Source organism: Sphingobacterium sp. JUb20, from assembly GCF_004342035.1.
Taxonomy (GTDB): domain Bacteria; phylum Bacteroidota; class Bacteroidia; order Sphingobacteriales; family Sphingobacteriaceae; genus Sphingobacterium; species Sphingobacterium anhuiense.
On record NZ_SLYV01000002.1, the window covers coordinates 125256 to 150502 of the forward strand.

Consider the following 25247-nt stretch of genomic DNA (forward strand, 5'->3'; position numbering starts at 1 on the left):
GATTCAAGTAATCGGCTTATTTATTATTGTCGGTTAATGCTTTTTGGTGAATTGAATATATTCGTTGCGGTCTCTAAATCAGTTGGTTTTGTTCCTTTTTTAAAATAAAACAAACGTTAGGCCAAGCATACCGTTATACTTATAGTACATAATAATGGTAGCATAAAAAAAGAAAAATAATGATGAACGAAGAATTAATTCAACTTTCACAAAAATTTCCGGCTTGGATATGGAATACTGCATTTATACTGTTTTCCTTTGCACTCGGGATCCTCATTAAGATTTTATTTATCCCGATTTTGCGTTATCAGGCGATTGCACAGTCATCTTATTCCCTTTTTCGGTCTTTTATACGGCGATTTAATAAGATTTTGAGTCTTTTTATTCCCTTGGTTGTTTTTAACAGTTTGTTACCTTTTGCGCGTTTCAATACCACCACATTGCATATTGTCGGTAAAATAAATGAAATCTTACTGATCAGCTTTTTTGCTGTTGTTCTGATTCAGGCCATAAAAGTTTTTGAAGATTATTTATATCATCGTTTTGATATCAATAAAGAGAATAACCTGCGTGAAAGAAAAATTAGGACACAGATTGTTTTTATTCGAAAGGTCTTCATTACTATTATCATCGTTGTGTCTTTTGCCATTATTTTGCTAAGCTTTGAAAGTATGCAGAAGATAGGTGCTGGACTGCTGACGGGTGTCGGAGTTGGTGGTATAATCATTGGTTTTGCCGCTCAGAAATCTCTTGGAAATTTATTAGCAGGTTTTCAGATTGCTTTTACACAGCCCATTCGGATGGATGATGTGCTGGTCGTTGAGGGCGAGTGGGGTAAGGTCGAAGAAATCAATCTGACTTATGTCGTGGTTAATATCTGGGATAAGCGCCGTCTGGTGCTGCCGATTACCTATTTCATCGAAAAACCTTTTCAGAATTGGACGAGAACTACGGCAGAGATATTAGGAACTGTTTTTATTTATGTTGATTTCGCGATTCCTGTCCAACAATTACGAGAAAAATTAGGCTCATTGCTTATGCATCATCCTTTGTGGGATGGTAAGGTCAATGTCCTGCAGGTCACTGATCTGAAAGAGCGAACGATGGAGATTCGTTGCTTAATGAGTTGCCGAAACTCGGGACAGGCTTTTGATCTTCGCTGCTATGTAAGAGAAGAGATGATGAGTTATATAAGGACAAATTTCCCAGATTGTCTTTCTAAATCGAGAATTGATTATGGCGCTGAAGTTAATAGAAGTGAACTAAGAGGAATGTAGCAGTTTCATTTTCTAATCTATTCTTTTTCGTGTAAGTAGACTATGGATTACGTGTAAATATTTGCGAACCGTATTAAGAAGGGTTATTTAATGGATGAGCGGTATACCTAGATCATATACCGCTATCCATTGACATGTAATTAAGGTAGGTAATTTTTTATTGAATAAGCTCAGCTAAAGCTTGGTCTAAACTAGCACCACGCATAGCATGTTTTACGATACGTCCTTCATTATCAATTAATAATGCATAAGGAATTCCTTGGATATCATAACTTCGGGCGATTTTGCTATCAAAACCTGCAGGGGCATTGTATTGATTCCAATTCATATTTTCTTCAGACATCGCTTTTTTCCAGTCTTTGTCCTTTTCGTCAAGTGAGATACTGACAATGTCAAAACCTTTGTCTTTCCATTCTGAATAAGTATGTCTTAAATGAGGGATTTCGCCACGGCACGGACCACACCAAGAAGCCCAAAATTCTAACAAAATGTATTTCTTATCTTTTGGAAATACAGATAACAGCTGTACTTGTTTACCTTCCTGATCCATAAGCGGTCCATCGATAATTTTAGAACCTATTGCAGTTGCTCTAGCCTTTGTGATCATTTCTTTTAAATCAGTATACGCCCTTTTACCATTCCAATAGGGGGCGAAAATAGTAATCAGCTCATCCATCTGATTCCGGGATAAATTATCTTCCCCATAGCCCATGATCATATAGCTGGCCTCATCTAATGAAACCCGGGCCTCAGGGTTGTTTTTGATAAAATTCCATTTTCTTTCAAAAATATTCTTTTTAAGAGGGGCGATCTCTTTTAAGATCGCTATACCGCGTTGGGTGTTAAACTTTTCTTCCAAGGATGGTGTATAATACTCACTCATATAGGCTTGATCAAGACGACTGATTTCTTTTCTTTCGTTTTGGTTCAGGTTGCTAAGTTGATCTGCAAGGCTCTGTGCTTTTGAACCTTCGATTACTGGTTTAACCTGTGGAAGATTTGGTCGGTAGTAAAAAGATGGTAAACTATCAATATCTCCCGTTAAATTAATACGGCCTTGATCTAGATAAAACATACTCGCCTTCCAAGTCGATTCTTCAGCTTTTGCGGTAGGGGCAATAGTCATTCGGATCAATTCGGCTTCTGGAATTTCACCTTTGATCTGGAATGTATTATTTTTAATGACCGCAGACCCGATGATGCGCTGGTCACTGCCTCCTAATAATTTAACGAGTTGACCATTGGCTTTTTGGCCTTTAATTTTTCCTGTTAGCGTAAATTGTTTTTGAGCAATTGAGAGCAAAGTCAAACTGCTCAAAGCAAGGGTTAATAATGTTTTTTTCATTGTTATAGTTTATTTTTAGAGATCATCATTTTATTGAAATCGCACAACACCACTTGTTATAAAGGGTTTTGTTTTAATAAATTATTTCCAGCCAATGCGGATTGAGGTATCGGTAAAACCAATTGTGAATCGGTTTTAATACTGGATTTTATGGTATTTAATGCAAGGTTTTTTGCTTTGTAAAAACGAACAAAATCAAACCAGTCTTCGCCATTTTCAGCAAAAAGTTCGAGAATCTTATGTTTGAAAATGTGGTCTAAAAGGACTTCATTTTTTAATTTTGAAACATAATCTGGAGGGTAGCCTGCACGTGTTGCCACTGTCTGGAAGCTTTCCCGGCATAAAATGTCATTGCCATTGCGAATTGATGCTTCGGCAAGTATAAAATAAATCTCACCTAATCGTAAGATCATCTGGGCATTATGTTTTCCTGCTCCATTTGATGAGTAAGGGTATTTTCCATTTCCCTGGGCTCCGGCTAGAGTGGGATTAAACATGAGGTAAAAACGTCTGTCATAGCCATTTCCTGTTGTTAGATTACCGTCAGATTCTGATCCTTCAAGAGCGTCAGCCATACGTTTTGTGTAGTCGCTATATGTTGTTCTGGATACCTGATCAGAGACTGTTTCTGTTGAACCGGATGTGTAGGTTGCAAAAAGTGCTTCCGAAGATTCAAACCCATTCGTAAATATGTGGCTAAAGTTTTCTTCCAATAAGTATCCTTTATTTTGTGCCTCATCGATCACTTCTTTGGCAAAATATGCCGCTTCAGCATATTTTCCCATATGCAATAATACTTTTGCTTTAATGGCCTTGGCCGTTGTTCTGGTTACATAATAATGTAGTTCTTGATGTTCTGGTGCCTGGTTTATCGCATCGTCAAGATCCTGCATAATAAAATTGTAGCTCTCCTGAACATTTGCTCGTGGAGCAGTTTCTGTTCCTTCGAACGGTTTATTTCTCAGTACAATACCATAGGGTGAATTCAGATCAAAGAAGGAGCCGAAATGACGTAAGAGCTGAAAATGGGCAAGCGCACGCTGCACCTTACATTCAGCGATAATTTCATTGGTACGGTGTGCCGGCATCCCCTTGGCATCGCCACGTTCCATTAACATAATTAAGTTATTGGCCGTATTGATAGTCAGATAGGTGCCCTGGTAAATATTGGATAATGCTATATTGTTGGCCTGAATACTGTTGTTGATAAATTCTTGTCCACCTGTCACGCCCCCACCTTTACTGGCTGTGGTTCCAGATAAAATAGACATATAGGGACGAAATGACGCTATATTAAACGTTCTCCAGCTTTTGTAAACACCTCGGAGTACAGCTTCGGCCGATTCAGAATTGTAAATCACATTGTCCGTTTCCATCTTATAATAGGGTTTGATATCGTCAATGTTGCCAACCATTGAGCAGGCATTTAGACTGCTAACAGCAGTAATAAAAAAGGCTAAATATTTGATGTTCATATCGATGTTGCTTTAAAAGGATGCTTTAAGACCTAGTGAGAATGTTTTAGACATGGGATAGCTATCATTGCTGGAAGTATTGGAGACAATGGAACTTCCTACAAATTCAGGATCTAGACCGGGCCATTTTGTACCGGTCCATAGATTTGATGCTGATGCGGATACCGTGATCTGGTTCATCTTCCATTTTTGTAAACAGTCTTTTGGAAGTGTATAGCTTAAACTGATATTTTTTAGACGTAAAAAAGAAGTTTCATAAACCAATCGATCTGAAGTACGGGAATTTGCGGCCGGATCATAATAAGTTATTTTAGCAAAATGAGCATCCGTATCTTCGGGAGACCACATGTCGTTATAGATTTCTTGATTAAGATTTTGGCCTAGTATGCCGAATAGACTGTTCTGGAAATCATCCATAATCGCTTTTGCTCCTTTTGAATATTGGAATACAAACGATAAGTTGAAATTTTTATAGTTGAGGCGGTTGTAGATACCTCCAAAATATTTGGGTTGCGCAGTAGCAATGACTGTGCGGTCATCTGTATTGATAACGCCATCATCATTTAGATCCTGATATTTGTAGTCTCCAATGCCCGTCGCGATATTTTGATAATAACCTGTAGGAGATTGACTGTTAAGAAGATCAATCTCTTCTTGGTTATTGAATATTTTCTCGACCAAGTATCCCTTTCTTGTACCCGCGGGATAGCCCTCTAAATAGGAATCGACAGCATATTGATTAATATTGGCACCGTGTAATTTTTCAATTTTGTTTTTATTACGTGCAATATTAAAAGAAAGTTTCCAGTTGAAATCTTGTTTTTTAATGATATCATAACCCAATTCCAGCTCAAGACCGGTATTGCTCATGTCGATGATGTTGGCATAATAAGTATTTGAACCTGCCTCAAGTGGTACAGGTGCGGGAGCTAATGCCCCGGTTGTATAGCGGTCATAGATATCAAAGCTACCTGTGAGACGGTTTTTGAATAAAGAAAAATCTAACCCGGTATTGTATTCACGTGTTTTTTCCCATTTTACGTTCCGATTAGGCACATTTGGGTCGAGTACTATGGCGGGTTTTCCACCCCAGAGGTCATTTGAACCACGTACAAAAAACTGACGGTATAAAAAGTTAGCAATATTGGTTGATCCGGTATTTCCCCAGCTGAGACGTAATTTTAAATCATTCACCCAGTCTATATCGTACATAAACTGCTCTTTATTGATTCGCCATCCTAATGAGAGCGAAGGGAAATATGCGCGTTTATTTCCGGGTCCAAATTTAGAGGATTCGTCTGTTCTGAAATTGGCCTCAGCTAAATAACGATCCTGGAATTTATAGCTTAATCTGCTATAAATGGAGTTTAGGCCCTGGTCTGTACGGAAATAATTAAAATAAATATCTCTTGCCGCGGAACCGGGATCCGTCAAGATTTCATTGTCAGGGAATTCCTCATAACTGTGCGACTCGCCGCTGTTTTTGTAACGGTCGAAGCCCATACCGACCATTATATATAGCTGGTGTTGCTCCTTTTTCCAATCGTAATCGAGGCGAAAATTGAGACTTGTATTGCTGTTATTTGATGTATTGGTGTTGAGTGTCGCATATAGGTTGGATCCGTATGCCGAAAAATCATCTTGAGCATATGTCGGAGAGAATATCTGTGCTCCACCATTGTAGGATGCTACACTGATATCGGTATGGAGTTTTAAATTTTTAACGAACTCATATGTCGCGTAAGCAGCTCCTAAGAATTGATTGATATGATTTGCACCTCTATTATTGAGCTGTGCCAGTGGATTGGCCAGTAGGACAGGAGCACCATACATCAATGTCCCGTCTATGGATGAAAAGTTTCCAGCATTGTCGTAAGCCGAAACGTCAGGCCTTACAAGCCATGGTTTTGTTTGTCCTTCCGAGAACAACTGCTGACCATATTTTAATCTGCTGTAAGCGTAACTTAATGAGGCGCCTACTTTCAGTCGTTTATTGATGTCACTATCAAAAGCGATACGGCTACTATACCGCTTTAGACCATTATTAATGTATAATCCTTCTTGGTCAAAAGCGTTAAAGTTGAAGGCTAGGTTACTGCTTTCAGACCCGCCATTGAGCGAAACGTTAAATTGAGAGGTACGTGCATTTTTGTTACGAATTAATTTGGTCCAGTCGGTATGGCCATCGTAAAATGCACCTTCGTTTAATCCATCAAAACGATAAGTAAGGGGTGTACCAAAACCATCATCCTCCAGAGGGGTTAATTTGCCCATGATCTCCATTGCGGGTATCTGGTTGTAATAGGCCTCATATGGATCTATTTTTCCATTATTAATCCCATCTATGGTATTTTGAATGATTATTTTCTGTGCTTCTTTAAAATGTTCAACGGATAATGGGCTGTACATCTTCGTTGGATTGCTAATGGATTGTGTATAATCGGCAGCAATAATAAACGGTTTGTTTTTCTTGCCTCGATTTGTTTTGACAATAACAACACCGTTAGCGCCACGGGAACCATAGATAGCAGTGGCTGCGGCATCTTTCAAGATATCAATACTTTCTATTTCTGATACCGGGATATTGACCAGAGGATTGATGGTTGGAAAATCGGCAGATGGCTCAATAAAAAATGGAACTCCATCAATGACGTACAGCGGCTCATTGGTACTCCCTGATAATGGTGATGTAATACCTCTGATATTCAATTTAGCTGTCGCTCCTGGTGCTCCTGAATTTTGCGTTACCATCACGCCCTTTACGGCTCCGCCTAAGACTGATTCAAAAGTTGCCGCATTATTACTGAAATCGGCTAACTTTTGCTGATCAATCGACGATACTGCACTGGTGATGTCTTTTTGCTGTTTGCTACCATAACCGATAATGACTACCTGATCCAATTTAGCATCTGCAACAGTCATCTTCATCATCTGGTTGACATTTGCTCTATCGAGAACAATCAATGATGCGGTTGTGAAATAGCCGATATAGCTATAAGACAGTTGGTAGGTACCATAAGGCAATTCTGCAAAGATAAAACTTCCTGTATCGTCAGACATCGTGATGAGATCCAGACCTTTTCCAACAATTTTCACGGTTACTCCACGCATCGGCGCATTGTTTTCGGACTGTCTTATATTTCCTGAAACAGCTCCCAATTGCTGTTCTTTAGATTTAATGATGATGGTTTTATCTTGAATCTGGATCTGTAGCGGCTGTGTCTCAAAGATTTCGTTTAATACGTCTTTAAAATTAATCCTTTGACGAGAAATGGTTACCGGAATTGTGTTTTTTAAAACCTCATCTGCATATAAAAAGCGATATGAACTTTGTCGTTCTAATTGCTGAATAACCGATTTTAAGGAGCTGTTATGAACCTCAATCGTGACTTTCTGAGCATAGCCTGCAAGAGAAAACTGGATAAAAAAGGCTGTCAACAGCAATAACGTAAGATACCATCTTACATGATTGAAGTAATTTTTATTCATAAGGTTAGTATTAATTATTTTGTTTTTACATAGATCGTTTGATGCTCAATGGCAAATTTCACTTTATCGGTCATTTCCAATAACTGCAGTACTTGTTCGATATCTTGGTATTTTGAAATACTTCCTGTAAACTGGATCTGAGCGAGTTCTTTATTTTCAAAGGTTACTTCGATATTATACCATCGCGCTATTTTTTGCATGATGTTACCTAGCGGTACACTCTGGAAAATGAAGAGGTTGTCTTTCCATGCGGTACTTGAGGCGATCTTGGCTTTGGAGATTAGGATTTTTTCGCCATCAAATATGGATTGCTCTCCAGGTTTGAGTAAAACCTGCTCTTTTTCGGATGCTATGCTGACTTTTCCTTCAACTAGGGTTGTCGTGATATATTTATCATTGCGGTAGGCCTCGATGTTAAATTTCGTTCCTAGAACAGTAACTTCCTGTTCTTTTGACTGAACAATAAAGGGTTTGCTTTTATGCTTGGCAACTTCAAAATAACCTTCACCAACCATCTTGATGCGTCGTTCTGTTTCATTAAATCGGGAAGGAAACTCGATTTCTGACTCTGAATTTACTAAGATAACCGAGCTATCGGATAGGATGATTCGATATTGTCCGCCACGGGGTACGATGAGTTTATTATGTAAACCTGTTGTCGATGCAGTTTGCTTTACTTCGTATGAAATCGTACCATCTGCAAGCTTTTTGATTTTGATACCGTTTGACTCCACAACACTACCGATTTTTAATTGGGTTAGATCCAATGAATCTTTTTGTCCAAGGATTAAAGTGGCCCGGTTGGTTCCCGGTTTGATTCGGGAGAGTTCCACTAAATTCGGTTTATTCGTTTGGGATACATAATAGATCAACACGGAAAAAGATAGAAATGCTATCAGTATAGCAGCATAGCGGTACAGGTTATTTTTTTTCTTTTGAATCGGATTCACACGATTCCAGCTCTGTTCCTTTATCGATTCATATTCGCCACTTGTTATGGCGTGTTTAAAATCTAAAGTGTTGTACCATGATTCTACGGTACGTTTTTCAGATTCCGTACACGTACGGTTTTTATAGCGTGTTAGTAAATCTATTATTTCCTGATCTTTCATCTTTGTTTATTAGGTCTTCTATAAACAAGACAAGACTAAAGTGCAAAGGGAGTAGATGAAAATCAAATTAAAGTAAGAAGTACATAATTAATTTTTTTCTTCAGGATCTTGAGTGCATTTGCGACTTGTTTTTTTACTGTCAGTTCGGAGATGGCCATTAGCTCTGCAATTTCCTTATGTGATAGTTCCTGATTTCTACTCAACAGATAGATCTGCTTCATCTTAAGCGGAAGTGCATCAACCTCATTTTGTATGATCTGCTCAAGTTCATTTTTATGGATGGTGCGGTCAGTTGTTTCTTCACAATAGCCTTTAAAATATTGAAACAGTTCTTCTCGCTCATCCTGTTTTTTGGTTTTGATATAGAAATTGATCACACTATTGCGTAGTGAGGTAAATAGGAAGTTGATGACTTTACCTTCGATATGAATCGTATCCCGCTTGTTCCATAAGTTCATGAAAAGATCTTGTGTCAGATCTTGAGCATCCTCCTTTAATTTTACTTTACGTAGTGCTTGTCCTAATAGTGGATAGAATAACCGGTCGTACAGGAATTGAAATGCATTGGCATTTCCGAGCTTGATAAGCTCGAAGAGTTGTTCATCGCTGCAGTTCTTGTATTCCATGAGGTTCATCAACAAATATAATATTTATTTGTATTACATAATGTAATGTTTCCTAAAACTGTAAATGGCATATTTTTAGAGCCTTATGATAGCTGTTGATAATAATATTGGATAAATACGTGAAAAAATCATCGGTAGTAAGTATTATAGATTTTTATTACGATCAATCCATTTGCAATGATTGCATATAATGGATCCATGATGACAGCCAGAGTAAGTACACTCAAAATTTTCCTGGCTTTATGTCTAACAGTTATGGGTCTTATGAGTCGAGGCAGGTAAAGTAAAGTTTTTGCTACCGTTTTAGTAGTGGAACAACGAAAGCGCAAGGTACGCGAAAATCAGTACTTGAGCACGAAAGTGGAAGAATATAATAGTATTTACTTTGAAGAGATCGCTATTTAGATTGAACAATTTTTATGCCATCAAAGTAATTTCCATTTTGTAATCCAATCTGTAAAATCCTTTCACTATTTGAATTATTTCTTGTGAGACTAATAGTGATTTTATTACCCTCTTTTCTTTCTATTTGGAAATCTAGATTATTTACAACAAAATTTTTTGCTCCTACTTCGATATTCGTGATGTCCATACTCTTACCGTTGATGGAGATGTCATTTAGCCACCAATTTGTGGATTTAGTGGTAATGATGATGGAGCTTGCTTCAGAATCAAAATTTACTATTTTTTGAGAGAGTTTAATATTATCGTCCCAATCACCATCTATCCTATTTTTTTTACATGATATGGTACAAAATCCTACTAATAGAATCACTAAATAGAAGATAAAGTTTTTCATGTTAATTTTAAAATTCTTTTAATGTATCTAGTTTGCTGATTAATATTTTTTTATTGCTGGTGTTCTTATTAGAAATCTTCTTTCTAATCACTCGGTAAAACTGGATCAGGTTTATCACGATCACAATCCCATAAATTAAATGCAATATTATCATGTAGCTAAATTTAATGAAAATTTTCCTCATTTCTATTTGAAAATATTTTTATAGAGAAATATATAGATAGTTTACTTGAAATTATTCTCTTCTAATGTATATTATTTGTTATCCTGGTAATTTATAAGAGTATACTGCCTATAAACCAGTTCTTCTATGGGGATGTGGTGTTGTTATTATTTAAAGGCATATATGTTCTGTTTAGAGATAGTTCCCTGGTGTCTTATAATATGCCTTTAACACATTTTACACGATGTGATGATCGATCTTTTTTGTTCTATGATGTTAAGTGGCCGTGCATGTAATGTGATTTAATATTCTGTTAACATGCTTCGTGTACATTTGCACATCAACATCAATTAGTTACTTGAATATGAGGATTTCTGATAAAATTATATTTTTAATACTATTTATAGCACAGGCATTTATCGTTGACACCGCACATGCACAGGTAGAATCGTTTAAAGATATTCGGGTGTTAAGTCAAAACTATCCTGATTCTGCGATTACGCTAGTCAAAAAGCGGTATGCTGAGGCGGTTGGTGATAAAGACTTGTTATTACAAGCCAATTGTTTACAGGCAATAGGGTGGTTATGTGTTAATCAAGGGCATTATGGACAGGCGCAAGATTATTATTTCCAAGCGGACCGTATCTACACCCAATTAAATGCGAAACAATTACTCGCATCTAATTGGAGTGATATAGGTGAACTCAATATTTTTAACAAACAGCATGATCTTGCTAAAAATTACTTTAATAAAGCGCTCCATTCTTTCAGAGCCGAGAAAGATAAAAATGGTGAAGCTGGTGTATTGGGTAATATTGGTCATCTATTTGAAAAGGTCGCTGATTATGATTCGGCATTCGTATACCAAATGCGGGCCTTAGCGATTTATAACGAAGAAGGAAATAAAAATGGCGAAGCTAAGATTCATGAGAATCTGGGTAGTATTTATGAAGATTTGGAACAGTATGATCGGGCATTTGATCATTTTGAAAAAGCACGTGACTTATATGATGAAACGCAAGACAACTACGGAAAGATTGTAGTGGTGAATAATATGGGTGATATTTTCAGGAAAACCGGCAAGTTTTCGGAAAGTATACAATTAACAAAGTGGGCTTTTGATATGGCAGAGAAATTGGGAGATGTGTATCAGATGTCGGCAACGACTAAAGATCTAAGCAAAACATATGCATTAAGCGGACAAATGGATAGTGCTTATGTTTATGCAGAGCGAAGTCGGAAGCTTGTGCTGGAGTTATATAGTGTAGATGGGGCTAGGCATACTGCTTTTTTTCAGGCACTTTATGATATGAATCAAAAAACAGAAGAAATTGAACAATTGCAGGTCACTAAAAAGATCAACTCCATTTTGTTGCTGGGAACTATTGTTTTTTTGATCTTGTTAATTATTTTATCGTATGTGCTGTATAGTCGTCAAAAAATAAAAATCAATAATCAGATGACCGAGTCGCGAAAGCAAGAAGCGGAAAGGGAATTAGCAGAAATTGCACTTAAAAATCAGTTGCTTGAAGATAAACAGCTTAAGCAGGAGCTGACGCTCAAAGAGAAGGAGTTGACGTCGCATACTTTGAATTTAATCCGTAATAACCAATTTTTGGAACAGCTCCGAGATGAGTTAAAAGTAATGGTTAAGGATGAACGACGGGATCAAAAAAAGCAAATGCACGATCTGGTTTTGCAGATCAATGAAAATATTACACAGGGTATTCATTGGAAAGAATTTATGGTGACTTTTGAAAGAGTACATCATAGTTTTTTTGAAAAACTAATACAACGGTTTTCAGATTTAACTGCTGCCGATATGCGCTTGATCGCATTGCTTAAAATAAATTTGAACAACACGGATATTGCTGTGCTTTTGGGGATATCACAAGATAGCCTTCGTGTGGCTAGACATCGCCTGAGAAAAAAGTTAAAATTGGAACAAGGTGAAGATCTTACAGGTTACCTACTCAGTATTTCATAATTTCTTAACATAACGATAACGGAATGGTAATGGCGTTTACTTCCCTATTAAACGTTTGATTAATAGCTTGTTGATTGGTTTTGTTTCCTTGTTGTATAGTCCGTAAATCTACTTGTTTCCTTGTTGTAACGCTTGCTATTTTGTGAAACTGAAATTGGATGTCATATTTGCTCAACGATCAAAGATTCATATATAATCTAAGCAAAATGAAAAATTTTTTAACGGTATTACTTGCCTCCAGCATTTCGGTCAGTGCAGCATATGCAACCAAGATCAAAGGTAAAGTATTGGATGGTCAAACCGGTGAAGCCATAACTGGAGCCACTGTTTTTTTGGAACAAAGCGGACTATCTACCAAAACACAATTGGATGGTTCATTTGAATTAAAGGGATTGTCCGCAGGAAAGGTCAAAGTACATATTAGACATATGGCCTATGCCGAATTTACCCAGGAAATCGAAATTAAAAAAGAAGATACTCCCCATTTTATTTTTCAACTTACTTCTACAGATCAAAAATTGATGGAGGTAACGATCAAAGGACAACGAAACGGCGGTGATGATGATCCCAGTGCGAGACGGCTGGAAAAGAACGCATCGCAGATCATGAATGTTGTTTCGGCTAGAGCTATTGAGATTTCTCCAGATATCACGGTCGCAAACGTTGTGCAACGCGTATCGGGGGTTTCTATAGAACGGAATTCTAATGGAGAAGGGCAGTATGCCATTTTAAGAGGTATGGATAAGCGTTATAACACAACCTTGGTCAATGGTGTAAAAGTACCAAGTCCAGATAATAAGTATCGCTACGTACCATTGGATTTGTTTCCTTCAGATATGTTAGAACGTCTGGAAGTATACAAATCACTTACACCAAATATGGAGGCAGATGCTGTTGGCGGTGTTGTGAATATGGTTATGAAAGCTGCGCCAAGCAAATTATTACTACAGGCTAATTTGGCGACGGGATATAGTCAACGTTATTTTAATCAGGACTTCGGAAGTTTCGCGGCCGGTGGAACTTCATCCAAATCACCTTATGAACTTCATGGTAAAAATTACAATGCGACAGCAGCAGATTTTAATAAAGGGGTATTAGACTATACCTATAAAAAACCTTCGCCAGATGTCGTTGGTAATTTAACTTTCGGGAACCGCTATCTGGATGATAAGCTGGGTATAATCTTGGGGGCAAGTTATCAAAATCTGCACCGCGGAAGCCGCTCTATTTTTTATAAATCTGCTGTGGTCGGCGTAAATCCGAATGCAGTTATTACTGAGCAACAAGATCGTCAGTATGATGAACAGCAGCAACGCTTAGGTCTACATAATAAAATCGACTATCGTTTTAATCCAAACCATCGTTTGAGCTTCTATCAAATGTATGTGAATCTGAATAATACGCAACTTCGTGATGCGGTCAATACCATCTATAATGGTCAATATGATCCTAATATTGGAAAGGCAGAATTGACCTATGTAACGCGAAGTCGAAAGACACAGCAACAGATCTATAACGGAACTTTGCAGGGTGATCATCGTTTTATGGACAATAGACTGAATGTAAGGTGGTCGGGTGCGCTGTCCTCTGCTAGTAATCAATTGCCTCAAAATACCACGATAAGTTTAGACGGTATTCAAGAGAATTTTGAGCGTAAGCGCACTTCTCTTGTTAATAAATCGCCTGTTACCTACCGTTGGGAAAGGAATACCGACAATGATTATGCGGGTTACTGGGATGTGGCTTATAAAGTGCCTATGGCAGATCGCAAATTGGAGTTATCTACAGGTGGGCTATATCGTGATAAACAACGAAGTAGTTTCTATAACAATTATAACCTTTCTCCTGCATCTGCGGAAGAGGCAAAGTATAGATATGGTGTAGATTTTCAAAATTATACGGAACTGAATTTGACCGTGACCAATCCGACAGGTGCCGTTGCTAATCCGTTGACTTATGATGCCAATGAGAAAACTACAGCAGTGTACGGAATGTTCAATTATGAAAGTGACAAACTCCAAATGATTGGAGGGATCCGTATGGAACATACCAATCAAGATTATAAATTACTGTTTCCTGCAGGGGAAAAGAGACCAAAAGGATCTCAAGTCTATACGGAATGGTTGCCAAGTTTGACCGTCAAGTATCATTTGAATGAGAAACAGCAACTTCATGCCGCTTATTATCGCGCATTGAATCGTCCCGGTTTTTATGAAATCGTTCCTTCCTCTGTCGTGAATGAAGAGTTCTTAGAAAGAGGAAATCCAGATCTAAAACATGCGCTTGCGGATAATTTTGATTTACGTTATGAATTGTTTCCTGAGGCTTCGTCACAATTTTTTGTTGGCATGTTCTACAAAAAGATTAAAAACCCGATCGAGTATACGTTTCAGCCAGATGAAGTCCGCAAGCAGGATGTGTATTACACACCGGGTAACTTTGGTAATGCAAATAATTTTGGAATCGAAGTGGATTACATCAAGTACATCCAAAAGTTCGGGATAAAAGCGAATTATACCTATACACACTCGCGTATTACTACTGCGAAAATGTCACGTAGAATAAACGAAACGACACAAGATCCAGAACCTATTATTGTTGACCAAACGCGTCCATTATACGGGCAGGCGGCACACATAGCCAATCTATCTTTACTGTATAAGGATGCGAATAAAGGCTGGGAGGGACAATTGGCGGGTTCTTACACTGGTGATCGCATCAATACTGTATCGCAGTTTTTGAATGATGATCTATGGCAAAAAGGATTTGTGCAGCTGGATGCTTCTATTGAAAAGAAATTTAAGGCGGGTTGGGCTATTTTTGCCAAAGCCAACAATATTTTGAATACTCCGATGGAACTGTATGTAAAGGGAATGAATCCTGAAAATGAAAAGATTGCGGAGAAGCTAACGGAAGGTGGTAATACGCTTATCAGAAAAGATCTTTACGGTCAAAATTATATTCTTGGTTTGCGTTACTCATTTAATAAGTAATCGGACAGCATCAATATTTTATTTAACAATCTTGACCTAATCGTGGTTAGAAAACAAATCAATTATGACAATTAAACAATTTGTTACAATGAAAAATAACATGATTTTATCGTGTCTAGCGTGTTTTTTTCTAATGCTAACGGCATGTGAAAAAGCGAATATTGACGTCGATACGAGCGAGGCTGATGGCAGTGCGATCGGCGAAGTATCCGGAGTATGGAGTAAAGGCAGTGTCCAACATATAAAAGGAGATATTATTATCCCCGAAGGCAAAACATTGACCATCGAAGAGGGGGTTACAGTTTTGATGGATACAGAGAATAAACCCGAAATTGTGGTCTTGGGCAATTTGTATGCACTCGGAACAGATGATAACCCAATCAGGTTTACCGTAGAAGAACAGTATAAAACTAAAACAAATGAATTTGGAAAACTTTGGGGTGGAATTTTAGCGGCTCCGAGTTGTCAAGAGCTGGTTTTAGATCATACCGTTCTGGAATATGGCGGTGCGATTACATCAGATGCTTCAACTTCTGTGAAGATGGGTTTGTATAAGAAAGTATCGGGAGAGGCACTACCTGCGCTTTGGTTTTCCAATGCTGACGGGAAATTAGTGGTCCAGAATAGTACGATCAGTCATTTTCATGAAGACTGTACATATATTGAAGGTGGGAAAATTATCTTTGCTAATAATCGCTTTTTCTCAAATGGTGTGACAGGTGGTGAAGCGATGAACTTTAAATCTGGTTCTATTGCCGATATCGCCTACAATCTGGTTTACAGTGTGAATACGAATGCTTTAAAGCTGTCCAATTCGGGTGACAAGACTCCCCAAGCATACATTATGGTGTATAATAATACAATGCTTAATACGGGATGGCGCAGACCTACTGCCAAAGGCGGTTCGATATGGATAGAGGCATATGTAAGAGTGGAGATCTACAATAACCTTTTTGCCAATACCCGATTTGGCGTCAAGCGGGATCCTAAAAAATCGGAAGATAATCGTTCAATATTTAGCAATAACTGGTACTTTGGTCAAGATCAATTAACTGTAGATCAGTTTCAGGTTGGAAAGAATGATATTGTAGCAGGATCAAATGATGTTAGAGGTAAACTAGCAGGAGAGAACAATCCGAAATTTGTAACTTATCCTTTGGAGACTTCGGTTAATAACTATGTGTTTGATCCGGCTTGGGACTTTCACCTTCAAGGGAATTCTCCAGCCCTAAAATCGGGAACTTTATCTTTTAAACCACATTTCATTACCGGACTGGTCATGTCAAATGGATTAACCTATAACTCACCTGCACCCGCAGTTTATGCAGGTGCTTTTGGAACAAAATTTTAATTACTCAACATGATAACTTTAAAAACAACACTATCTATTTCTTTGATCGTATCAGCGATATTTCAGGTGGCTTGCAATAATCCACAAACTAATGCTGTTGCTACAGATACCATTAAGCCCATTTTCGTGACCGATGCGGTGCGTTATGATTCCGATGATCCTGCGATCTGGATCAATAAATCTGATCCAAGTAAGAGTTTAGTGATCGCAACGGATAAAGATGCTGATGGAGCGCTTTTTGTCTACGACCTAGCAGGTAAAATTGTAAAGGATAAGGTCGTGTCCAATTTGAAGCGCCCGAATAATGTGGATGTAGCTTATGGGTTGATCTTGAATGGGAAGCCTGTTGATATTGCTGTAACAACAGAACGTATGACGCATAAATTGCGGATATTTTCGCTCCCTGATATGAAGCCTATTGATCAGGGTGGATTGGATATGTTTGCAGGTGAAACAGCGCCTGATTTTAGGGATCTTATGGGCATTGCGCTTTATACTTCATCCAAAGGACAGATTTATGCTATTGTGGGGCGGAAAAATGGTCCTAAAGATGGCTATCTGTGGCAATATTTATTACAGGATAATGGTTCGGGTGCTATAAAGGCAACTTTTGTGCGCAAATTTGGTTCTTTTAGCGGGAAAAAGGAGATCGAAGCAATAGCGGTAGACAATGAACTTGGATATATCTACTATTCGGATGAACAGGTGGGAGTAAAGCAATATTATGCAGATCCTGCAAAAGGAAATGAGCAACTGGCTTTATTTGCAACTGAAGGTTTTAAAGAAGATCATGAAGGTATTTCTATTTATAAATTGACCGATAGTACGGGATATATATTGGTTTCGGATCAGGGGGCAAATCGTTTTCAGATTTTTAGCCGTGAAGGAACTAAGACAAATCCATTTGAACATAAGTACTTGAAAACGGTACCGGTCATGGCTACACAAAGTGATGGCTCGGAAGTTGTATCGGTTAAATTAAATGATACATTTAAACATGGTCTTTTTGTTGCGATGAGTGATGATAAAACTTTCCATTATTATCGCTGGGAAGATATTGCAGGTACAGATTTGAAAATGAAGTAGCTGGTTGGTCTTGGGGTAATGAGGCAGGTTTTTTGAACCGGTGGGAAATGCTCTTACGATACATCATAGAAAAGCTTATGTACAACGATTGGAATGAAAGGGTGAGTTGATATGACCTTAAAACATCCTTTTTCATCTGGTTTTTACATGGAAACCATTATTATTAATCTAGAAATCAGGGGTATTTCACTTTGTAAAAACTGTTGATTCGCAGTGGTATATAACTTGCTATGATACCGATAAAAACGAGTTTAAAAGAGGAATTCAAATTAAAGGTAGAATTACTTCTGCCTATAATGTGGTTAAATATTAAAATCGCTAAAATTTTCTTTGTTATATTTATTACTCTTAGTGTTATGAAATATAATCTAGGTTTTTAGATTAAATAATGGAAAAATGAGAAGCGTGAATAATAGTTATGGTTTTTAGTAACAAATTAAAGTTCATTTAAGCAATAAGAGCCGTTTCAAATTGAAGCGGCTCTTATTGTCTATGGAATTCTTAAAGCTTAGTCTGCTTTTATATATTCTTATAATGCCGGCTCAGGATTATAGCCTGGCATTACACTTTCAATATTCCAGCTTTCATCACGTACGCAACGTACATTCATCAGTTCGGAACTGATGACATCTAATCCTAAAAGATTGATGTTTAATAAACCTGCTCCAGTAGAAGCTATAGTTGCAGAACCTAGTAAACCAGATGCTTTGTAACCAATGAAACTTTGAGCGCCAACGCCTGTTCCTAGAAGAGATAAATCGATCAATTCACTACTTGACCAGAAAGCGGCATGTTTACCTTGAGTGTTGCCTAAATTTAAGGAAACTAAATCTGATAGTACAGAAATTTTTGTTTGTGAACCGTTATAGTTGAACCGAAGTACGTTTTGCGAATCATTATACGCAGGATTAGCTCCAGTTGCACCTGCATATTCAAGAGCTTTGTTGTTTTCTGATGTTCCTTTTGTTTTCGAAGGCAATACGAGATCCAATACACCGCCTAGTAAGTCTCCTAAAAGTCCCGCTCTTGATGTAACGGCTCCAACTTGTGTCGCGGTTGGAGTTTTCCAAAGTCCAGCAGGATAAACAAGTGCGCAAGGATCTTTTTGCTTTTTAGGATCGTTAGACGCTAATGTCATTGGAAGATGTCCTTTAAAACTAAAATATGCTCTTGGATCTGCTATTGCATTGAAATCGTTTGTTGGATTGAAACGGTATGGTGTCGCATCGCCCGCTTTATAATATAGGTTCGATCTTGACCATTGTACACCATCGCGTGTCAATGCAGACTCTGTAAGTCCTAATAATAGACGGTGGTTTTTACCGCGCTCAGGGGAAATAGCTTGCGTTTGACTTAACGTTGATGTTGAAAATACACGATTTGTACCATTGTCAAGCTTGATGTTCAGATCTTTAACAACAACTTTAATAGCCTGAGGAGTCTCGTCTGCAGTATAATAATAAGCTATCTTTTGACTCGCGTCCCCTTCACTTGTATTGATAAATGAAGCAAATGATATTTCTGGAGTATGAGCGGCTTGTGCCAAAACTAAAGCTCCTGTTGTTAAATCAACTGTCGCCGTTTTTGTGCTGTGACCAGTCACTGTCACTGTCGCAGAGTTCATTGGTCCGAACATACCTTTTGTGTTCAACTCGATGCCAATACGTGAAAATAAACGATTGAAAGTAATGTTAATTGGACTTGTGTTATCACCGATTGTTAAATCTGCTGCTGAAGAAGCAAAAAGAACATCTTTATTCTCTGGTAATAAAAGTTGATCGTCTGCTCCACGGTCTGCTACTGCTTCTTTGTTGTTATAAGATAAAGCTACCCATTTATAGGAAACACCTTTTTTTACCTGAATTGGCGTTTCTTGCCCTACTGTAAATTCGTAAGAATTATCGTAAGTATATGTTGCCCCTTCTTTCTTATATAAGAATAATCGGTATTTGGTACCTGCGGCCATGTTTGATGAGACTGGTGTTCCGTTGGCAGCTCTTAAAGATGGAGTTTTGCTTGCTGAAGGAACTTGGTTATCAACGGCAACTACGGCGTCAAAACCATTTCCTGAAACCAATTCAATTGATTTTTCTGAAGAAGTTTTGTGATTTGAAGTGCTTGATTTTGATCCTTTTGAATTATTGTTTTCGCCATCGCTAATGCCTGCAATGCGAACGATAATTTGACTGCTGCCGGCTGGAAGTTCTTGTCCAGATTCATTGTTGTCTTTGTTACAGCTGGTAATGGCTAAGCTGCCTAATGCAAAAAATGCTGCTAAGGCAAACTTACTTGCTAAGTTGTTCGTTTTTTTCATGATCTTTTTAATGTGGCTGATGTTGAGCTTAAAAATTATTTGTATCCCAGCCTGAGCCACCTTGACCTTCTTCATAATCACTGACGCCTGGAGCGCCGGGCTGTGCATTTCCTACTGAGGCAGCTGCGATACCTTGTTCTAATTCAATTACATGTTCCATAATGCTGGGAGCCACATACATTTTTTTTTGTTCGTTATTCATTAATTTTAATTTAAATTATCATTAGTGCTGACAATAATATATTTCAGAAAAATGATGTTGTATATAAAAGCATGCTAACCATAATTAATGCCTTATGGTAGCAGATTGTTCTTTATTAAAGTGTTATTCCAGTTTTCTAGTTGCAACAGCTGTAAGAAAGCTTTTTCTGTATTCAATGAATAAGAGAAATAAACTATGATTTAGCTGTGTAAAATTAGTTTTTTGTCATTTATAAGTTAAATACTTTCATTTATTTATCCAATTTCAATGATTTGTATTTCAATAGGAAATTTTTAAAATTCCCTTGTTGTAAATTTGTAACTTTTAGTTTAGTTGTGCAAATGTATATCTTTAAATATTGTTTTACAACATTTTAAATATATTTTTTATTTTTATTTACAATAACGCAAAAATTAACAAACAATATTTTCAATCACAACAACTTTTTGTTTATGTATTTCGCTTATTTATAGATGTATATGTATTATTTGTTGTGAAATGATAATTTTACTTCAAAATAATTACTACTCAATTGATAGCAATTTTATTTATTATAAAATAAGTCTAATTTGATTGTGTTATCAATGATGGTGTTTGCTTTTTGGTTGGTGAAAAACAGTGCTGTCTAATTATTTTGTGCCAAAATAATTTTGTAAGAATTTGCTTCTTTAAGGAAGGGGGGGGCTATTTTTTATCATTTACATGAATCAGTTTGTTTCTGGCTATTTTACACTGTTTATTGATTTTTATTGCATAAATGTATTTCTGGGTATTATGTTCTATAGTATTTAATTGTTTTAAGTATTGTAATGTGTGTTAAAAAATAAGAACGCCTCCGAAAGGGGGTGTTCTTACTTTTTTGCTTGATCTGATTGTTTACTTAAGGGGTGGTAATACCGGCTTTTATTTTATAATATGGGGTAGGGGTTGTAGTTTGGCAATGTGCTGACTGTGGTCCAGGAGTCGTCGCGTACGCAACGGACATTCATAAAGCCTGAAGCAACTAGGCCTAACCCTAAAAGGTCAATATTTAAAAGGCCCGCACTCTTAGTTGCAATTCCTCTTTGTGGTTGGAAAAGAGACATTGATTTTGTCGAGCCTAAATATCCCCATGCTCCGACACCAGTACTCAATTGATCTAACAATCCGCCGTCTAGTACGCGGTCGCTGGTCCATATTCCTGCGGTGGCTCCTGCTTCTATAATGCTCATATTGATTAGGCCATTTGCTAAGATGACATTATTTTGCACGCCGTTGTAATAGAATCGTACTCTATTTGTTCGGGAAGTTGTGCCTCCGTAGGCTGGGTTAAAACCTGCTGTAATGGGGTATTCAATATAAATCGTACCATAGTTTGATCCTGGTGTTGCTGGTAGGGTGCCTAGCAGGTCAAGTACGCTGCCAAGCGCGCCGTCAAGTAATCCGCGGTTGGATGTTAGTGGGGTTATTTGAGCTTCACTCGGTGTTTTCCAGAGGCCGGCTGGATACACCAGTGCGCAGGGATCTTTTTGGTTGGCAGGGTTTGCTGATGCTAATCTGCCAGGAAGGTGGCCTTTGAATGAAAAGAAGCTTTCTTGTTGATTGGGTAGATAGGGATTGTTGGCATAAAAGCGGTATGGTGTTGTTGCTCCCAATGCATCAGAAGTTCTATAGAAGAGGTTGGACCGTGCCCATTTAGTTGTGCCCAGTGTTAATGCGGATTCTGCAATGCCGACCAAAAATCGGTGGTTTTTCCCGCGCTCTGGAGTGATGGTTTTGGTCTGTGTTAGTGTGCTGAGAAAGAAATTTCTCGTAGTGCCGTCATCGAGTTTGGTGATCAGGTCTGATAAAGTTATGGTTAGGCTTTTCGCGGGCTGACCAGCTGTGTAGAAATAAGCGACTTTTTGATAGGCTTGACCTGATACTGGATTGATATCGGTAAAATCGTTTTTGGTGAGTGCCAGGTCGGTTCCTGTTGTTAGACTTCCGATAAACTCACCTGTGATCAGGTCAATTGTTCCTGTTTTAAGTATTTGATCTCCGGTGACACTGATTGTGGGGGTGCTTGTCATCGGGCTGAATAAGCCTAGTGTATTTATTTCAATCGCAACGCGGGCAAATGTACGATTGAAGTTGATTGCTATGGGTGTGGTGGCTCCGGTAACGATCAGATCTGTGCTGGATGTGGCGTAGAGTACATCTTTATTTTCTGGTAAGCTAAAATTATTGTCAGGGCCACGTTCTTGTACTTGATCTGTTTTTGAGTTGTAGGATACTGCTACCCATTTGTAGGTGCCATTGTTGAGTTGGATTGGGCTTTCAGTACCTGTGGTAAGTTCTACTGATTTTGAATAATTGTAGGTGCCGTTATTTTTTTTGTATAAAAATAGACGGTATAGTGTGCCAGTTTCCATGGGTGATGTTGCTGCTCGGGTGTTATTTGCAGCTTTTATTCCTGTTTGTGTTGTTGTTGGGCTGTTGTTGTCTATAGCGATGACAGCATCAAAACCGTCTCCCTCTACTATATTAATAGTGTGTTTCTGGGGTATTGTAGGTTTGGGGGAGGTGGATTTAGTTCCGTTAATAATGCTTAGGTTCCCTTCGTTGATGCTTGCGACACGAACGGTAATCTGACTTTGGCCATTAGGAGTTTTCTGTTCTGCTTGACTATTGTCTTTGTTGCAACTACTGGTTGTGGTGAGTATGCAACAGGTTAGCAGTGGTAGGAGGGTGCAATTGCTGATGCGGTTATTCTTGAATATCTTCATAAGAATGTGATTAGGGTAATAGACAAGAGCCGCTCCAGCTGGGGCGGCTCTTGTTGTTTTAATTCGTTGTTAAGTCTTAAAAGTGTAAGCAATTAAGATTAATGTTTTGAATATTATAGAGTTGGCATTGGATTGTAGCCTGGTGCTGCACTTATAGCTGTAAAGTTTGCATTGCGTACACAGCGAACGTTTTGGAAACCAGATCCAACTAAGCCAAGGTTTAGAAGATCGATATTTAAAGCGCCTGCACCTTTTGACGCGACAGATCTAGGATTTCCAATAACTGGGTCTTGTGTTCTACCGATGTAACTCCACGCGCCTACGCTAGTTCCTAATAATGCTAATAGGCCACCGTCTAAAACATTGTCTCTTCCCCAAAATGCTGCTGTTGAACCGACTTGTCCAAGGGTTACATTGATGGTTCCAGATAATAAATTGACCGTATTGTTCAGGCCATTATAATTGAAACGCAAAATATTTGCTGCTGGAGTGGTTGCATATGGTCCAGTTGCTGATCCGGCAGAGTTTGAATACTCAATATAATTAGGTCCGAATGTTGAATTAGGAGTTGCGGGATTGCCTAATAATGCCCCTAATAAACCGCTGATTACGCCTTGTTGAGAGGTTAACGTTCCTATTTCCGTGTTTATTGGGGTTTTCCATAAACCTGCTGGATAAACCAATGCACAAGGATCTTTTTGATTTGCTTCTACCGCATTAGCTAATACTCCTGGAAGATGACCTTTGAAAGAAAAGAAACTTTCTGAAACAGCTGGACTAAAAGGGTTGGTATGGTAAAAGCGGTAAGGTGTTGTTGTAAGTGTGCCCCCAGTTCTATAGTATAGATTAGATCTTGCCCATTTTACACCACCGTAAGTGATCGCAGATTCGGCTATTCCGACTAAGAAGCGGTGGTTTTTACCGCGTTCTGGTGTTATTAATTGTGTAAAAGTTTGGGGTGTTGTAAAAACTCGATCGGTGGCATTGTCAAGTTTTATGCTTAAATTACCTACAGTAACAGATAAATTTTGAGCTGTAAGATCTGCCGTGTAATAATAAGCAACTTTTCTGCTCGCGTTTCCGTCGATGTCAGTAAAATTTGCTTCTGTAAGAGCTGGTACACCTGCAGATGGAGCAAGAGTTAAAGCGCCTGTTGTTAAATCAAGAGTTGCTGCTCTTGCACTTTGGCCCGTAACAGCTATAGTAGCAGAGTTTATTGGAGCAAACATCCCCAAAGTATTAACTTCGATAGCAATGCGTGAATAAAGACGATTGAATGTAATACTTAATGGAGCAGTGTTTGCATTAATTACAATATCCGTAGCGCCCGAAGTTGCGTAAAGCACATCTTTGTTCTCAGGTAGTACAAGGTTGTTTGTTACATCTGCATCCGGAATTGCGTCTGTGTTGTTGTAAGACAACGCTACCCATTTATATGATCCGTTTGGTATTTGAATCGGAGCTTCTGTGCCAGGTGTGAACTGCATGGATTTTGCGAATGTGTATGTGCCACCGTTATTTTTATACAAATATAAACGGTATGTTGTTGTGGCGGCTAAGGGTGCAGAAACTGCTTTTGATCCGTTCGATGCTTTAAGACCTGCCTGCGCTATTGTAGGCGTTTCAATTGAAGGAACTTTGTTATCTAATGCGACGATAGCGTCAAATCCACTTGACTGCACCAGTTCAACAGACTGTGTACCGCTGTTATTTGAAGTGCTACCTTTGGTTCCTTTTGAATTAATATTTTCTCCGTCACTGATACCCGCGATGCGGACGATCAATTGGCTATTTCCTTCAGGTACTTCTTGTCCTGCTTGATTGTCTTTGTTACAGCTTGTGACGGCTAAAGTGCCCAGTGCTAAAAATGCAGCTAGGGCGAATTTACTAGCTAATTTGTTTGGAAATGTTTTCATAATGTTTTAATTGTTAGTTAGGATAAGTGATTAAAAGTTGTCTACGTCCCAACCGCTACCGCCAGCACCTTCTTCGTCATTAATAGCAGGTGCACCTGGTGATGCATTTCCTGATCCGGCAGCAATCCCTTGCTCTAGTTCAATTACGAGCTCCTCAATAGTTGGAGCCATGTACATTTTTTTGTTGTTCTTGTTCATAATGTTATTTATTTTATAATACCATACTGTTTCCAGTGTAGTTGTTAAATTATTTGTACGATTAAGTAAATTTTTTTATTTAACATGTTGTAACATGGATTGAAACCAAGGGAATAGCTAGTGATTTACATATCTACTTGTTATTTAGTATTTTAAGTTGTTCTGAA

Annotated in this window: 16 protein-coding genes; 5 read left to right on the forward strand and 11 right to left on the reverse strand. The window is 38.2% G+C overall.

Going from position 1 to position 25247, the window contains the following annotated elements:
* Positions 1 to 179: 179 nt before the first annotated feature.
* A complete protein-coding gene (locus tag EDF66_RS03915) occupies positions 180 to 1277 on the forward strand; it encodes a mechanosensitive ion channel family protein (protein ID WP_243655984.1) in 1098 nt (365 codons plus the stop codon).
* Between the two features lie 157 nt (positions 1278 to 1434).
* Here the strand turns inward: EDF66_RS03915 and EDF66_RS03920 are convergent, their stop codons facing one another.
* The 6 genes from EDF66_RS03920 to EDF66_RS03945 form a co-directional block, all read right to left on the reverse strand.
* Positions 1435 to 2622 (reverse strand): TlpA disulfide reductase family protein, encoded by a 1188-nt coding sequence (locus tag EDF66_RS03920; RefSeq protein WP_132840765.1) that lies wholly within the window; start codon positions 2620 to 2622, stop codon positions 1435 to 1437.
* A gap of 56 nt (positions 2623 to 2678) precedes the next feature.
* Positions 2679 to 4097, reverse strand: coding sequence for a RagB/SusD family nutrient uptake outer membrane protein (locus EDF66_RS03925; RefSeq protein ID WP_132840767.1), 1419 nt, complete (start codon positions 4095 to 4097; stop codon positions 2679 to 2681).
* A gap of 12 nt (positions 4098 to 4109) precedes the next feature.
* On the reverse strand, positions 4110 to 7586 hold the full coding sequence (locus EDF66_RS03930; protein ID WP_132840768.1) for a SusC/RagA family TonB-linked outer membrane protein: 3477 nt from the start codon (positions 7584 to 7586) through the stop codon (positions 4110 to 4112).
* Between the two features lie 14 nt (positions 7587 to 7600).
* The gene (locus tag EDF66_RS03935) at positions 7601 to 8698 is read right to left on the reverse strand and encodes a FecR family protein (protein ID WP_132840770.1); all 1098 of its coding nucleotides are present in this window, start codon (positions 8696 to 8698) and stop codon (positions 7601 to 7603) included.
* Positions 8699 to 8760: 62 nt separating this feature from the next.
* Positions 8761 to 9324: an RNA polymerase sigma factor gene (locus EDF66_RS03940; RefSeq protein ID WP_165902356.1), complete on the reverse strand. Its 564-nt coding sequence runs from the start codon at positions 9322 to 9324 to the stop codon at positions 8761 to 8763.
* Between the two features lie 397 nt (positions 9325 to 9721).
* A complete protein-coding gene (locus EDF66_RS03945) occupies positions 9722 to 10123 on the reverse strand; it encodes a hypothetical protein (protein ID WP_132840774.1) in 402 nt (133 codons plus the stop codon).
* Positions 10124 to 10650: 527 nt separating this feature from the next.
* Here EDF66_RS03945 and EDF66_RS03950 point away from each other — a divergent pair.
* From EDF66_RS03950 to EDF66_RS03965, 4 genes are all read left to right on the forward strand, one after another.
* A complete protein-coding gene (locus EDF66_RS03950; RefSeq protein ID WP_132840776.1) occupies positions 10651 to 12273 on the forward strand; it encodes a tetratricopeptide repeat protein in 1623 nt (540 codons plus the stop codon).
* A gap of 206 nt (positions 12274 to 12479) precedes the next feature.
* Positions 12480 to 15266 carry a TonB-dependent receptor gene (locus tag EDF66_RS03955; RefSeq protein WP_132840778.1) on the forward strand — a complete coding sequence of 929 codons (2787 nt, stop codon included), beginning with the start codon at positions 12480 to 12482 and terminating at the stop codon, positions 15264 to 15266.
* Between the two features lie 88 nt (positions 15267 to 15354).
* Positions 15355 to 16617 (forward strand): right-handed parallel beta-helix repeat-containing protein, encoded by a 1263-nt coding sequence (locus EDF66_RS03960; RefSeq protein ID WP_132840780.1) that lies wholly within the window; start codon positions 15355 to 15357, stop codon positions 16615 to 16617.
* A 9-nt stretch (positions 16618 to 16626) separates the two neighbouring features.
* Positions 16627 to 17703: a phytase gene (locus EDF66_RS03965; protein WP_132840782.1), complete on the forward strand. Its 1077-nt coding sequence runs from the start codon at positions 16627 to 16629 to the stop codon at positions 17701 to 17703.
* 529 nt (positions 17704 to 18232) lie between these two features.
* Here EDF66_RS03965 and EDF66_RS03970 read toward each other — a convergent pair.
* The 5 genes from EDF66_RS03970 to EDF66_RS26025 form a co-directional block, all read right to left on the reverse strand.
* A complete protein-coding gene (locus EDF66_RS03970) occupies positions 18233 to 20017 on the reverse strand; it encodes a fimbrillin family protein (RefSeq protein WP_165902357.1) in 1785 nt (594 codons plus the stop codon).
* 28 nt (positions 20018 to 20045) lie between these two features.
* Positions 20046 to 20177 (reverse strand): hypothetical protein, encoded by a 132-nt coding sequence (locus EDF66_RS26430; protein ID WP_262708232.1) that lies wholly within the window; start codon positions 20175 to 20177, stop codon positions 20046 to 20048.
* Positions 20178 to 21127: 950 nt separating this feature from the next.
* A complete protein-coding gene (locus EDF66_RS03975) occupies positions 21128 to 22966 on the reverse strand; it encodes a hypothetical protein (RefSeq protein WP_132840786.1) in 1839 nt (612 codons plus the stop codon).
* A gap of 113 nt (positions 22967 to 23079) precedes the next feature.
* On the reverse strand, positions 23080 to 24882 hold the full coding sequence (locus EDF66_RS03980) for a hypothetical protein (protein ID WP_132840787.1): 1803 nt from the start codon (positions 24880 to 24882) through the stop codon (positions 23080 to 23082).
* Positions 24883 to 24912: 30 nt separating this feature from the next.
* A complete protein-coding gene (locus EDF66_RS26025; RefSeq protein WP_165902359.1) occupies positions 24913 to 25080 on the reverse strand; it encodes a hypothetical protein in 168 nt (55 codons plus the stop codon).
* Positions 25081 to 25247: the final 167 nt, after the last annotated feature.

Excerpts from the sequence above, each read along its gene's own strand:
- EDF66_RS03915 (WP_243655984.1), top strand. The coding sequence starts at position 180 with ATGATGAACGAAGAATTAATTCAACTTTCACAAAAATTTCCGGCTTGG.
- EDF66_RS03975 (WP_132840786.1), bottom strand. The coding sequence starts at position 22,966 with ATGAAGATATTCAAGAATAACCGCATCAGCAATTGCACCCTCCTACCA.
- EDF66_RS03970 (WP_165902357.1), bottom strand. The coding sequence starts at position 20,017 with ATGAAAAAAACGAACAACTTAGCAAGTAAGTTTGCCTTAGCAGCATTT.
- EDF66_RS03960 (WP_132840780.1), top strand. The coding sequence starts at position 15,355 with ATGAAAAATAACATGATTTTATCGTGTCTAGCGTGTTTTTTTCTAATG.
- EDF66_RS03935 (WP_132840770.1), bottom strand. The coding sequence starts at position 8,698 with ATGAAAGATCAGGAAATAATAGATTTACTAACACGCTATAAAAACCGT.
- EDF66_RS26025 (WP_165902359.1), bottom strand. The coding sequence starts at position 25,080 with ATGAACAAGAACAACAAAAAAATGTACATGGCTCCAACTATTGAGGAG.
- EDF66_RS03980 (WP_132840787.1), bottom strand. The coding sequence starts at position 24,882 with ATGAAAACATTTCCAAACAAATTAGCTAGTAAATTCGCCCTAGCTGCA.
- EDF66_RS03950 (WP_132840776.1), top strand. The coding sequence starts at position 10,651 with ATGAGGATTTCTGATAAAATTATATTTTTAATACTATTTATAGCACAG.
- EDF66_RS03930 (WP_132840768.1), bottom strand. The coding sequence starts at position 7,586 with ATGAATAAAAATTACTTCAATCATGTAAGATGGTATCTTACGTTATTG.
- EDF66_RS03920 (WP_132840765.1), bottom strand. The coding sequence starts at position 2,622 with ATGAAAAAAACATTATTAACCCTTGCTTTGAGCAGTTTGACTTTGCTC.
- EDF66_RS03955 (WP_132840778.1), top strand. The coding sequence starts at position 12,480 with ATGAAAAATTTTTTAACGGTATTACTTGCCTCCAGCATTTCGGTCAGT.
- EDF66_RS03945 (WP_132840774.1), bottom strand. The coding sequence starts at position 10,123 with ATGAAAAACTTTATCTTCTATTTAGTGATTCTATTAGTAGGATTTTGT.
- EDF66_RS03925 (WP_132840767.1), bottom strand. The coding sequence starts at position 4,097 with ATGAACATCAAATATTTAGCCTTTTTTATTACTGCTGTTAGCAGTCTA.
- EDF66_RS03965 (WP_132840782.1), top strand. The coding sequence starts at position 16,627 with ATGATAACTTTAAAAACAACACTATCTATTTCTTTGATCGTATCAGCG.
- EDF66_RS03940 (WP_165902356.1), bottom strand. The coding sequence starts at position 9,324 with ATGGAATACAAGAACTGCAGCGATGAACAACTCTTCGAGCTTATCAAG.
- EDF66_RS26430 (WP_262708232.1), bottom strand. The coding sequence starts at position 20,177 with ATGGAACATGTAATTGAATTAGAACAAGGTATCGCAGCTGCCTCAGTA.